At 43.9% G+C, this 13,128-nt stretch carries 12 protein-coding genes; 5 read left to right on the forward strand and 7 right to left on the reverse strand.

From position 1 onward, the window contains the following. Nucleotides 1–160 precede the first annotated feature (160 nt). Nucleotides 161–1,126, forward strand: a complete 966-nt coding sequence (locus EXN75_RS13375; protein ID WP_004348227.1) for an extended-spectrum class A beta-lactamase CfxA3 — start codon at nt 161–163, stop codon at nt 1,124–1,126. Nucleotides 1,127–1,218: 92 nt separating this feature from the next. Here the strand turns inward: EXN75_RS13375 and EXN75_RS13380 are convergent, their stop codons facing one another. The 7 genes from EXN75_RS13380 to tnpA form a co-directional block, all read right to left on the reverse strand. Beyond that, entirely contained in the window at nt 1,219–2,622 is a 1,404-nt protein-coding gene (locus EXN75_RS13380; protein WP_134844185.1) for a mobilization protein, read from the reverse strand. Between the two features lie 283 nt (nt 2,623–2,905). Then, the gene (locus EXN75_RS13385; protein WP_004292742.1) at nt 2,906–4,021 is read right to left on the reverse strand and encodes a DUF6371 domain-containing protein; all 1,116 of its coding nucleotides are present in this window, start codon (nt 4,019–4,021) and stop codon (nt 2,906–2,908) included. A 3-nt stretch (nt 4,022–4,024) separates the two neighbouring features. Next, nucleotides 4,025–5,122, reverse strand: coding sequence for an AAA family ATPase (locus EXN75_RS13390; RefSeq protein WP_004338330.1), 1,098 nt, complete (start codon nt 5,120–5,122; stop codon nt 4,025–4,027). Between the two features lie 5 nt (nt 5,123–5,127). Further along, nucleotides 5,128–5,502: an excisionase family DNA-binding protein gene (locus EXN75_RS13395; RefSeq protein WP_004338328.1), complete on the reverse strand. Its 375-nt coding sequence runs from the start codon at nt 5,500–5,502 to the stop codon at nt 5,128–5,130. 199 nt (nt 5,503–5,701) lie between these two features. Beyond that, complete coding sequence (tnpC, locus tag EXN75_RS13400; RefSeq protein ID WP_004339687.1) at nt 5,702–6,559, reverse strand: transposon Tn4555 protein TnpC; 858 nt, start codon at nt 6,557–6,559, stop codon at nt 5,702–5,704. Nucleotides 6,560–6,806: 247 nt separating this feature from the next. Next, entirely contained in the window at nt 6,807–7,925 is a 1,119-nt protein-coding gene (locus EXN75_RS13405) for a tyrosine-type recombinase/integrase (protein ID WP_004338318.1), read from the reverse strand. A gap of 141 nt (nt 7,926–8,066) precedes the next feature. Next, nucleotides 8,067–9,002, reverse strand: a complete 936-nt coding sequence (gene tnpA / locus EXN75_RS13410; protein ID WP_004292844.1) for a transposon Tn4555 protein TnpA — start codon at nt 9,000–9,002, stop codon at nt 8,067–8,069. 370 nt (nt 9,003–9,372) lie between these two features. Here tnpA and EXN75_RS13415 point away from each other — a divergent pair, with 370 nt between their 5' ends. The 4 genes from EXN75_RS13415 (at nt 9,373) to EXN75_RS13430 (ending at nt 12,872) form a co-directional block, all read left to right on the forward strand. Beyond that, entirely contained in the window at nt 9,373–9,942 is a 570-nt protein-coding gene (locus EXN75_RS13415; protein WP_134844186.1) for a hypothetical protein, read from the forward strand. Nucleotides 9,943–10,029: 87 nt separating this feature from the next. Continuing rightward, the gene (locus EXN75_RS13420) at nt 10,030–10,272 is read left to right on the forward strand and encodes a hypothetical protein (RefSeq protein ID WP_134844187.1); all 243 of its coding nucleotides are present in this window, start codon (nt 10,030–10,032) and stop codon (nt 10,270–10,272) included. A gap of 116 nt (nt 10,273–10,388) precedes the next feature. Next, nucleotides 10,389–11,828, forward strand: a complete 1,440-nt coding sequence (locus tag EXN75_RS13425) for a hypothetical protein (RefSeq protein ID WP_134844188.1) — start codon at nt 10,389–10,391, stop codon at nt 11,826–11,828. A 306-nt stretch (nt 11,829–12,134) separates the two neighbouring features. Continuing rightward, nucleotides 12,135–12,872 carry a NigD1/NigD2 family lipoprotein gene (locus EXN75_RS13430; protein ID WP_134844189.1) on the forward strand — a complete coding sequence of 246 codons (738 nt, stop codon included), beginning with the start codon at nt 12,135–12,137 and terminating at the stop codon, nt 12,870–12,872. The last annotated feature ends 256 nt before the right edge of the window (nt 12,873–13,128 follow it).

Here is a 13,128-nt window from a genome sequence, read left to right on the forward strand (position 1 = left end):
TCTAAAGTCATCGTACTAATAAACTTCACGCTAAGTGATTGATAATGAACAGTTAATAAATTATAAATATTTTCCAATTATTTGGAAAGCAACATAGAAGTTATGTACCTTTGTCGGCAAATAAAGATATTCTCGTCAAACAAATATAAATAATATAAACATGGAAAAAAACAGAAAAAAACAAATCGTAGTTTTGAGTATAGCTTTAGTTTGCATTTTCATCTTGGTATTTTCATTGTTCCATAAATCAGCGACAAAAGATAGCGCAAATCCTCCTTTAACAAATGTTTTGACTGATAGCATTTCTCAAATTGTCTCAGCTTGTCCTGGCGAAATTGGTGTGGCGGTTATTGTTAATAACAGAGATACGGTTAAGGTCAATAATAAGAGTGTTTATCCTATGATGAGTGTGTTTAAGGTTCATCAGGCATTAGCTCTTTGTAATGACTTTGACAATAAAGGAATTTCACTTGATACCTTAGTAAATATAAATAGGGATAAACTTGACCCAAAGACTTGGAGTCCTATGCTGAAAGATTATTCAGGGCCAGTCATATCATTGACAGTGAGAGATTTGCTGCGTTATACTCTTACTCAGAGTGACAACAATGCAAGCAACCTTATGTTTAAGGATATGGTTAATGTCGCTCAAACAGATAGTTTTATAGCCACACTCATTCCTCGTTCAAGTTTTCAGATAGCTTATACGGAAGAGGAAATGTCGGCTGACCATAACAAGGCTTACTCTAACTATACATCTCCTCTTGGTGCTGCAATGTTGATGAATCGTTTGTTTACTGAAGGTCTTATCGATGATGAGAAACAAAGTTTCATTAAGAATACGTTAAAAGAATGCAAAACAGGTGTAGATAGGATAGCAGCTCCACTTCTTGATAAAGAAGGGGTTGTTATAGCGCATAAGACAGGTTCAGGTGATGTTAATGAAAATGGTGTTCTTGCAGCTCACAATGATGTTGCCTATATATGTCTGCCTAATAATATCAGTTATACCTTAGCGGTATTTGTTAAGGATTTCAAGGGAAATGAATCACAAGCGTCACAATATGTTGCGCATATATCAGCTGTAGTATATTCTTTATTAATGCAAACTTCAGTAAAATCTTAAACTGCACTTGCTTTGATAATTAATGATAAACAATCTAAAAGCACTCTAATCGTTATCGGAGTGCTTTTAGATTACTAATCAAATTGCTTCTATTATAATTTGAATCCTCTACTTTTTCTTTCTTCCTGTTGCGGCACTCTTGCTCCATATCTAAGCCTGTGCCATTGCTCCCTGAACCAGTCGGCAATCGGCTTCCTGTTTATTGTCATGTTCAGCCTGCTTTCATCGTCAGGGTCATTTTCCACCCTTAAAATATCATCCTTTATATCAAAGTTCCGCCTGTGTTGCTCGGAATAGATTTTACCGCTACATTTCAGGGCTTCTTTTTTGACTATAAGACTTTCAGTCATTTCTTTAGAGAATCCCAGCATGGCACAAAACTTTTCCATGCGCAGCATTTCCCTGAACATCGGAAACCACCTGAAAGCCTTGTCTATGATTCTGGCGAGCCGTGACAGTTCTTTTTCTTTCATGTCAAGTTCCTGCCTGTGCATTTCTCTGAGATTGTGGATTTGCGTATCATGCTGTTTCTGCATCTGCTGTACTTGGCTCTGCAATTTTTCAATATTGGTGTTCCGTTTTGAAACCTCGTCTTGCAGTTTTTCGTTGGCACGTTCCAGTTCTTTCAGTTTTCCACTCCCGAAAAGAGAAGCAACTCCACTAGTTATGGCTGTCGCTGCCGTGGTGGCTGTCTTCTTTAACTTGTCAGTGCGTATTTCTGATTTCACCTGTTTCAGTTCCTGCTCGGCAAGATTTATCTGTTCTTCTTTGTGCCGTTTGGCTGCATCCATGCGTTGCAGTTCAGCTTTCTGCTTCTCAATGATAAAGTCGTTCCGTTCCAGATGCTCCTTACCAGTGACAGCCTTTGACTGCCCGCGTTCCATCAGCAGGATGTCGGATGCAAGGGTCTGCATCTGCATCATGTCATCGTCATTGAGCTTTCGGCTCTTTCCTGTTTCGTGGTTCATCCAGTCGAAAACGATATGGGCATGATAGTTCGGCTTGAACCATCTGTCCCCGACTTTGAAGCTTTCCCTGTCTTCCGCTTCCGGCTGACCGTTCAGCCAATGCCCTTCATCCTTGTGCAGGAAGATTTGCAGCGGTGTGATTCCCCAGCGTCTTTGACACTCCTCACCGAATTTACGCACGTCTGCCAGTGTGGTGTCCGACCTGACAAGCAGCACTCCTTCACGTATGGGGGAGCATCCCGCAATCTTGACTATTTTACCGTTCTTGCCTTTGCGTTCACGCTCCTTTTCCTGCATGGCACGTCCGGTCTTTTCCTTTACCATCTGTCTGATATTGTCATAATGCATCCGCAAATCCGGACTGCCGAAGTCGGGATTTATCCACTGCTCATTATCGGTGGAGAGTTCTGGAACCACATAGGTTCTGGACTCTCCGATGTGGCGCATGTATTCGGCAGTCCTCCTGTTGTGAGCCTCACTCGATGCGATATTGCAGGGCTTGATATGTATGCTTGATTTTGTTGCCATAGATACTTGTTTTTTGGGTTTGTACTTTATTGTTTGCTTTTCCGCTGTCCGTAAACGCATGGGGTTCTTAGGGGTGCAACCCATAAGCGGAGATTGCAAAGAGAGGGTCACTCTTTGCTCTGGGTTCTCAGGGGAGAAACGCCCTGAGTGGGTCATTAGGGTAAAACCCTAATCCCCTCGGGAGAGCCCACAACTACGTAAGCGGAGCGTGTAGTTATAGTGGGCTATATCAATGGCAAGCCATTGTCTGCAAACTCCAGCCTACGGCTTCCGCTCTCCTCCGTCAGGGAGGTTTTTCATCATCGTTGCCGATTGGAGATGCACCGACCAGCACAAGGTCTAAATCGTCTATCAGTTTTTGCAGGACGGGATTCTTCTCTATCATCCGCTGGAGGATTCTCTCAGCCTCGACCAAGTGGTTGGCTGTACTCATCACCTTGCCCTCCCGTATCTGAAAGATAATCCAATCGGCTATGTCGATATGGGCTTCTTTTTGTTTCGGGGTGGCATTCCTTTCGATGATGTCCGAAACCACCACCTTACAAAAGTACATGCTCTCGGCTCGCTGTTTCCACTCGGCATAAGCATCGGCATCGGGAAAGAGAAGCACGGTTCGCCCTGACAGTACACGGAGTTTCTCTTCTCTCATCTGACTCTTACCACCCGTAGCCAGCCATACATAATCGGGGAAGATAGCAGAACCGATAACGGCACTCTTCTCGGATTCCACCAAGACCACCACCTTGTCGGGATGCGTTTTCAACAAGTGTTCCCCGAAAAGGCATTGGGATAGTTGCCAATCCTCTGCCAACACACGCTGCTTTTTCAATATGCTGTGTATCCAGTTCACTGCCGATGTCTGTCCTCCCTTGATACGGTGTCCGTCTTCGGGATTGTACTGCATCACCTTTCCCGTGCGTACCTTGCCCGTCCTGTCTATCTGCCAAAAGATAACAGAGCCGTCACGGGTAGCCCCCAAACGGTATTCCTCCAACAACCGCTTCAACACCTCTTTCGCCTTGTCGCCATAGTAGGAAGTAAGGAGTGTGAAGAGGAAACGGAAGAAATTGCTACGCTCGCTTTGCGACTTCTCCACATAGTGAGGGGGAATATAGCCGATGGCTGTCGGCTTACTTTGCTGCTTCACTTTCTTCTGCTCTGCTCTTTGCCTGTCAAAAGAGAAATCATTGGTAGTTCTGTGTTCAGGATGCTCTTGAAAATACTCTTTCGGAGTGTAGTGATACCCACAACCGCTTTCGTGGTTACATCTGCCGACCGATGGATGCAACGGCACATTATTTTCGTCCACGTAATAGACGAAAGAATGCCTGTCTCCGCATTTGGGGCAGGTATGCCGTGTTGCCGTTCCTTTATACTTCTGTAATGAATAATTGCCCATAGCTTAGTCCGTTTTTGATGGTTGATTGTCGGCTGTCCCATCCTGTCCCATTGTCCCACACTCTAAGGGTTGGGACAGTGGGACACTTGGGACACCTGCGTTTTTACTCTCTTTGCTGCGCTGGATGATACGGTTTACGGTGGACTTGCCACAATTCACCTGTGAGGCTATCTCCCTGACGGACTTGCCCGATTGGGAGAGTTGCAGAATTTGGCAATCCCTTTGGCTTGATTCATTGTCGCCCAATTTTTTCAAGTGTTCCTTTTCCGTGGAATAGCCCCTGAACACGAACTGCAAGAAAGCATCCACCTTGTCAATCTCGTAAACGATTACATTATCCGCATCATGAGAGAACGTGCCATAGCGCACTTTAAGCTGCTTCACATAGCGAAGCCCTCCGTCTTGGGCACTTTTTCCAATGGTGAACACGCTGTCAAAGAAATTGTAGAGCCGTTTGCTTCCGGCAAGGTCGTTGGATGTGATGGGACAATCCAAAGAGCGTTTGGGCGTATGTGCCAGGACAAGGATAGAGAGCGCATATCTCTTTTTGAGATTGTTCAGCTGAATCATCAGCCGTCCTGCGGCATCGCCTTTCTCCATGGCGCAACACAGGTAGGTAAGATTGTCAATGATGAAAATCTTGCAGTCGGTCTGCACAGCCATCTGTTCAATGCCGCCTATGATAGCTTCCTCAAAGTTGGCATCCAAAAGCTGGTTGCAGTCAATAGACACCCGATAGATTTTGTCGGGAAAGGTGTAGAGCTCTCCATGCTCGTTGGTATAGCGGAGCTGGAACTGCTTTTCGGACAGTTCAAAGTCCAGATACAGCACATTGTCGGTTCGGGCGATGCGGTCGGCTATCTGCACGGCAAGGATGGACTTGCCCACGTTGGAATCGGCAAACAAGCAGGAGAGTTCCCCCTCGTACCAAAAGCTGTCCCACAGCGCACGGGGCGTAGGCAATAACGATGCTTCAAGAATGGTTTGGTTTGCCGTCTTGATATTCATCATGCCTACACTGTCGGGCATACCGTTATGCGCTTGGGATGCTTTTGTGAGGTCGCCACGTATCAGGTTGATATAGTTCTTATCCTCTTCCATATCATTCACCAGTTACGTGGGTTGGGCTTGCGACGGTGGGAAGAGGATAAGGACTTGTTCAGTTCCTCGTCTGACAACGGTATGGGATTCTTTCGGGCGGTTTCCAGCCACTTGTCCAGTTCGTCACGGTAAAGGCAATAGCGTTTGCCGGGCTTGGTGGCAGGGATTGTCCCTTCTGACAGTTTCATGTAGAGCGTACCCTTAGGGATACCTAAATACTCTGCTGCCTCGTCCACAGACATGGGCACGTGGGTGTCCACCGTTTTGGCATTGTTCACACTGCGCTGCTCGGCGAGCAGGCTTTTCAGGCTCATCACTTCGTCTCGAAGCTGAGCGACAACCTCGGGGAGGTCGTTGAAGGTAAGAATTGATTTTTCCATTCGCGTACTCGTCTCTTTTGTAAGACTTGGCGCAAAGGACTGAAATGATATATCCGTGAATATCTCCACGACACGTCATTGCAAAATAATTCCCGAATAATTAAGCCCAGCCATAAATGACGGGTAAAATTACTCGGGAAACGATGTAAAACAGGCGGTTATGAGTTACCGGATGGTTGTCGTTGGTGTCGTGATTATCCTAATTCCGCACATAATCCTCGGGATAGTGGAAATCAAGTTTGCCGTTTTCGGGTTCATCAATGGGAATTTCCGTCTTTAACGGCTCTACCTTGAAATTCTTGATGGTTGATAAGTCTGTATCAGCAAACGATTTCGGGAAAAGGGCTTTGATGAACTTGGCACGGTTATCCCCATTGTAGTATCTCTTGTACAGGAAACGCTCAGAGATATTCCATACGAAGTGACGGAGTGGAATGTTGTTGATGTCTTTGGTAAACGGTCTTTGTATGGGCTTCGGGGTATAAGTGTTAAGATTCATCCATTTGTCCACCTCAGTACAGATGTGGTTCACGGTTTCTTGGTCGGCAATGCGAGGCAGGTAATAATGGCAATACTCCATGACCATGCGGATGCGCTCTTCCTTTTCCCGTTGCTCTCTGCTTGCGTAATTGGCACGGTTCTTTTCGTGAAGATCCGGGGCGATAGTAAGCTCTATCGGTTGTGTTTGGATAAGTGTCTCTTCTTTTGTCGGGGATGATTCGGGTACAGGCTCAGGGACTGATGTAGGTCCAGGCACAGATGTGGCTTCTTCAAGTGTATTTTGTGACAGTTCTTCCTGCACCTCTATGGCTTCGGCAATCGTTTCTTTCTTGCCGAACTTGATTTTGTAGATTTCGTATGTATCAAAGATAAGTGTCTGAAAGGAGAGATAGAGCAACCATCCCAACAGGTTACAGCATACGAATACTATCCACCTGACAAAGTTGTCTTGGTTGAAGCTGTCCGCTATTACCAGCGTGGCAATGGAAGATATTAGGACGATGGCGAAGCCGACAAAGCCCAAGATGATGTATTTGTCCTTGATTGATGATTCCATATTTCGTTGAGAGATTGAATGTTCCTGTATTATTTTGTGCAAAGTTAATGCTATTTTTCCCAATTACTGCCCGTTATTTGCGGTTAGAACGGTCTTTTTCAATGTATTTCACGAAATGTCATCATATCATACTCTGTTTCATACTCTGAGGGGCTTATAAATGGTGGCATCAAGCCAAAAACATAGAGGGGCGATTATAGCCTTGTAGCCATAACCGCCCCTCTGAATACCTGTCAATGTGAGACATTTATGCCTCCTTGCGCTTCAAGGTTATCTTGTCCACCACCTGACACATCTGCTGCGCTGCTATCTTGGAATAGATTTGTGTGGTGGTAATGTTCTTATGTCCGAGATAGGCTTGGATGACAGCCATGTCCGTTCCCATTTCCACGTGCAGGCTTCCGAAGCTGTGGCGGGTACAGTGAAAGGTGATTTTCTTGGTTATCCCTGCTGCCGTGAGCCACCGTTGGAGTGGTCCTTGCAGCATCTTGTCCTTGAAATCCTCAAAGATAAGTCCCTCGCCCCGTTCTCCCAGCAGTCCATAGGCTTCATCACTGATGGGGTTATGCACTATTTCTTTGGTTTTCTGCATACGGGTGGTAACGAACATCCTGCCGTTGGTGTATGGTTGTATCTGCTGCCACGTGAGCTGTCTGATGTCGCTCTTTCTCAGTCCCGTAAGACAGGCGAAAAGAAAAGCTTTTTTCAAGACCTCCTCCTCACAGGGTGTTTCGGCAAGCCGTATCAGTTCCTCTTGGCTCAAATGCTCCCTGATGGTGGGAATGCACTCGATGCGGTCTAAGAAGCCGTTTGGGTTCTCCTTTATCTTCCTGTCACGGTAGGCGGTGTGCAGCACGGCACGGAAAGTTGACCAATAGCCTGCTGCGGAGTTGATGTGCAGCTTTTGGTTGGTGTGGATGGATTGGGGTGCATCAAGCAGGTATTCCATGAACTTGCGGCACAAATCCACATCCACCTCCTCAAAGGTGCATTTGCCGTTCACGAACCGCTGGAAATGCTTGTATACGTGCTGCCACTTGATATTCTTGCGGTCAGCCAGTCCTTTGAAATAGGCAAGGAAATCGCCCTTCATCTTGGTCTTGTCAAAAAAGCCGTTGTTTTCATTGAAAATGGCTTCGTAGCGCTGGTTGCGCAGGATGACCGCTTTCTTCATCATGCGTGCGTTGAAGTCCCGTTCCTGCTGGTTTGCAGGTTTGGCGAAGATGTAAATTCCTAAGGCTTCACGTGTAATCACTCTCATGGTGACATTGTCACGGTAGCCGGGATAGTAGTCAAGGCATAGTGAATACTGTGTCCCGTTCTTAATCTTGCGCTTACGCAAGGTAACTGTTTTGCATTTACTCATAATAATTATGTTTTAATTGGTTGTATACATTTTGGAGTTGTATCCATGTTTCCGATGGCAAAGGAACAACGTGAAATATCCGTGAATACCTCCACGATACATCATTTTGAAATAATTTTCGATAATCCCGATTTTTCACGGTTATTTGTTCCTTTCAGCCATGACACGCTCCACATCTGAGCGCAAAAGCAGGTTTTTCACACCCACCTTTATCTTTTCGATGTGCTTCACCTTGACGATATGGCAGATGTTGGCTGACGAAAGACCATAGATTTGCTGCACCTGCTCAACGGTATAGTAGCGTTCATCGTTCACAAGGTCAGTTCTGCGGAGTTCGTTCAAATGTGATTTGGAGTAATAGGTACGCCCGTACTCTCTTTTAGTGGGTATCTTATGGCGATAGGTGTAGGCACGGAGTGCGGTCGGCTTCATGCCGAACAGTTCCTCCACCTCCTCGGTCAGTAGCCAGTCGGTAATTTCGCTAATATCAACTGCCACACCGAAAAACTCGTCAATATGCTTCTTGCTGTAATAGTTCTTTCCTGCGATACGGCAGATGGGGATATGGTTACGCTTGGCGGAAGTGTAAAGCCATGACTGCTTTACCTTAAAAAGGGACATCACCTCCTCGCCCGAATAGAAGTCCAACACTTCTTCGCTTTCCTTTTCCCTTTTTTCTCTTTTGGCAGGTAAGGAAGATGAAGATGATTTCCTTGGTGTGGAGGTGTTGCCGGGCAGGATGCGGTGATAGGGATTGCCCTCCAACATCTGCTCGATGTCGGCTCTGCGGATGAATGCCATGCGGTTGCTGATGCGTGAGGCTTTCAGCTTGCCGATGGCTACAAGTTTGTAAATGTACTGTCGGGAACAGCCCATGAGGATGGCTGCTTTGGAAAAGGTGAGATACTCCTGATGCTGTATCTCCATCAAGGGTTGGGCGACTTTGAAGAGGTTGTTCTTCTGCATCACTCTGGCTCGTTTGGCTTCTGCCTGACAAGCCTCACTGCAATATCTTTGCATACCGCTTCGGGTTACAAAGGACTTGCCGCAAAAACTGCATTTTCTGGTTGCTTTCATACCGTTTTATCGTTTAATGGTTCATTTCTTCAATCCTATATCTCTGAAATGGTAAACGGATGTGAACGGAAGTCAACCATTGTCGCTTTTCTACACAGTGTGACTGTTTCCGCATATCGGGGCGGTTATTGTCGCTTGTCGTAAACGGTTGTAAACCCTTGTCAACTGTCTGCACGGTGTGACAAAAAACAAGCCCCGCAAATTCTCCACGTCAGAAATACGTCTCAAAAATATGTGGAAATTTGGGAAGCGACAAATGGCAACCGAAAAGTGTTAAATTTTAGAATATGCTGGTAATTAAAGATTTACACTCGGATATTTCTGATTAGTTTTGGTTGTTCTATGGTTATAAATACAATGTTTTAAAGTTATGAGAAGAGAACTTTTGCTCTTATCTTGTTGCGTGGTCATCCCAAGCATTTGTAGTGCTCAAGAGAAGTCAGACACTACAATGGTAGAAAAGAAAGCAGAACGCAATGTGATGCTCAATGCATCCGATGCCAATGCACCTCGTTACATTCAGATAGGTCTTCCAAGTGAAAATGTAAATGTGTACGAGAACGGATTACCAGTCGTTTATTCTTCTTACATCCATCCTGTATCTGCTCATTGGAGAAGTGATGGTAGCTTGGCAGAGGTAGGATTGATGAACCCACAGGAATCAGCCATCGCTACAGGAAACATTGCATATTCTGTAAACAGTTTCAGCGACTTAGGCAGTAATATGTTCAAGGGTATCTTGAATTACAAAGGCAACCATTATGGTATGCATCAGTTTGATTTGAACGTTTCAGGACCTCTGGCAAAAGGCTGGACTTATGCCTTGAATATGTATCAGAACTTTGATCCGGGAACTTTTGACTTGAAGTTTACCAACTATAATGACCGTACACAAATTTATAAGGGTGCCCTGACAAAGCATTGGGGAAACAGAGGTTGACATAAACATTAGCAGATATGTTCGTATATACTGCAATATAATATCTATTTTAGCGTTTATAAAAACAGACAATATAAAACGAAACGTATGAAAAGAACAATTATAGAAAAGATGATCCTCGTTATTGCCTATTCCGGTCTGATTGGTGGTATTTTATTAGGCACACTTATCAGTAAGGGTATCTGGGAATCGGGTTCTGAAATGTGCGCACCTCGAGCGTTTTTTATGTTCGTAGGCAGTATTTTTGTTTCTGTAGGCTGCTGGGCAGTACTTTTGGAAATCATAGCTTTGTCCGATAGAATAAGAAACATTGAGAATAAAATGTCTTAGCTTATGTTTTTACCGCAAATATGAATATATATATCCAATAAATACGATAAAAACAAGCTAAGATAGTATCAATAATATTAACCTCCAAAATATGAAAGTAAATGAAAAGAATTTGTATGTTTCTACTGACAATGCTCAGCATCGTTTCTTTTACAGGTTGTGATAAGACTGACGAACATAACGGACCGGGTACTGACTATGACAATCTGTTCGATAAGACTTATACTATTAACAACGATGGATGCTGTGTGCTTGAAGATTGCGAGCCCACAATAGCCACAGTTGTTGAGGATGAGGTGAAAGGATATGGCTGGAAAGTTATAGGCATGTATAAAGTGCAGGATAACGGCAGACTTTCACAAACAAACTACCTCTATACAGGCAATGGCGGTGGATATATGGATTATTGGTTTGAATCGGATGGGCATCTGATAGGATTTCAACATGGTGATACCTATGGTAAGTTATATAACAAGACAGAATGGTTTTATGATGCAGTGACCGGATTCATCATGCGCGGTTCGGCAAGTCAAAGTATTCAAAATCGCTATATGCAAGTGTTGTCTGTGGTTACGCTTCAAAGAAAAGAGTCAAATAAGTTCTATATGTACACCTTGCAGAAACTGGGCGATGCCACCATTGAGCATGATAATCTGAAACCATTCTACGGCATGGTGGTTTATCAGCGCATGACGGACAACGAACTTGCGGAGACAAAGAAAGCGTACGATTATGATGCAAACATAGATTTTACAGATGCGGTTCCTAATGACTGTAAGTTTCGTGTAAGTGCGAGCTATAATAATCCCGACGATTTTGAAGAGAATACGAACGGAAGTGTTATTGTAGCTTTTGGAAATGTAAAGTTCTCGCTGACGGATCATCTCGGCACATCAATGCTTCCAAACCCTACGTTGGAGTATTTCGACTCCATTGTTTGGAGCTCTGACAACAGTTCACTTCCTGACAGATATGTCGTACATCGTCATAAGCCGGGGCAGGCTCAAACAGCACTGACGTGGACAACTCGCTTCTTTGACACAAACACAGATTTGACCTCATATTTTGCAGGTTACAAGAAAGGTCGTGTTGTCTATATATATACAATGCACCACAATGTCTATAATGACAAATTCTTGTGCTTCGATTGGGGAAAGTTTTCGATGAGCAAGCCAAGAGAGTTTGCTGCGACATGTTTGCTTGATAAAAGCCGTAGTTTCACCGTTTACGAACCAAGGACATACAACAATGATATGAACAAGGTATATGCTGAACTGCGCTACAATTACGGGGAAAAAGGTAAGGGAAATGATGTCGCTATTCTGCAAAAGGAGGCTCGTGAATTGACGGAACTTATGATTAACCATTATGGCAAGGGAACCGAAGTGGGTAAGCAGGTAGATCATTACCGCACCTTATTTAAGGCTCTTCCTGAAAAAGCGCATATTATTACATACTGGGCAACTGCTGATACAAGAATTGCACTTGTTCTCAATCGCGACGATGCTGACTCCAAGAATGATTACTTTTACGTTCATGCTGAACCAGTCAATTAAGTGATTAAAGATTAAAATATATAACACCCTTCATTCAAAATCCGCAGATATAGTTACATATCTGTGGATTTTGTTTTAAGGGCGGAATGGAATGTTGCATTCTCTACCTATGGAAAACATTGCCCTTATCAATCATTAGCCGATTATCCTTATGGTATTGCTATATGATACCGATATCAAAAAAGTACGCCAATATAAAAAGGTGTTGCTCTGTTGGCATAATAAAAAATCTCATAAAAACATTATTTACAGGCAAGATTCCTGCTTTTTGATGATTTAATAGGTAGAAACTAAAAAGCAAGAAATATGAGAATTACAAAGAAAACAATTTTGGCAATAGGATTGATAGCCAGTTCGCTCACGCTGAACTCATGTGATGACAATGATAACAATGAGATGTTACAGCGTCCTACTGCCCTTGTAACGGTGTATCCTACTGCACCTGAAGGATTCTTCATGCAACTTGATGAATCAACATCGCTTGTACCTACCAATATGAAAACCTCACCGTTTGGTGATAAGAAAGTGAGGGCTTTGGTGAACTATACAATAGAAGAACGAAGCTACGGAGGCAACCAACAGAGTGTGTATGTCAATTGGATAGACAGCATCCGTACCAAACAGCCAGTAATGACGCAAGGATCAGAGGAAAAAGATGCGAAAGCATTTGGCAATGACCCTATTGAAATTGTGCGTGATTGGGTTTCTGTTGCCGAGGACGGCTATGTTACGCTCCGCATACGCACATTATGGGGAGGGTCAACCAAGCATATCATCAATCTTGTAAGCGGTGTGAACAAGGATAATGTATATGAATTCGATTTGCGTCACAACGCACAAGGTGACATTCGTGGAAGGATAGGTGATGCACTCATAGCCTTCAACCTCAACTCACTATGGAAGGAACAGCCAGAAAAAGTGAAGATAAAGCTCAACTGGCTATCGTTCAGTGGCAAGAAGTCGGTAGAGCTGTCGCTCAAGATGCATCCTAATTCTTCTATATCCAATACGGATGTCCAATTGATTTCACATCATATAGAATAAATAACTAAAAAAAATAATTTTTTCAGGCAAGATTTTACATTATCCCTTATTTAGGGGATGAGAGTACTCGAAAAAAGAACGTGATTAGAACCGAAGCTGGACGCAGATTCGTTCTATACACATAAGTTAAACCTTAATTCCGCAACACTATAGTTTAACATTATTTATAAGTGCCTGAGCAACAAAAAGTTGCCCAGGATTTTGCCATGTCAGAATTTTCACTTACCTTAGTGTTGCGAAAAGAAGACAAGCAAAA

It is taken from the genome of Segatella hominis, assembly GCF_004535825.1.
Lineage (GTDB): Bacteria > Bacteroidota > Bacteroidia > Bacteroidales > Bacteroidaceae > Prevotella > Prevotella hominis.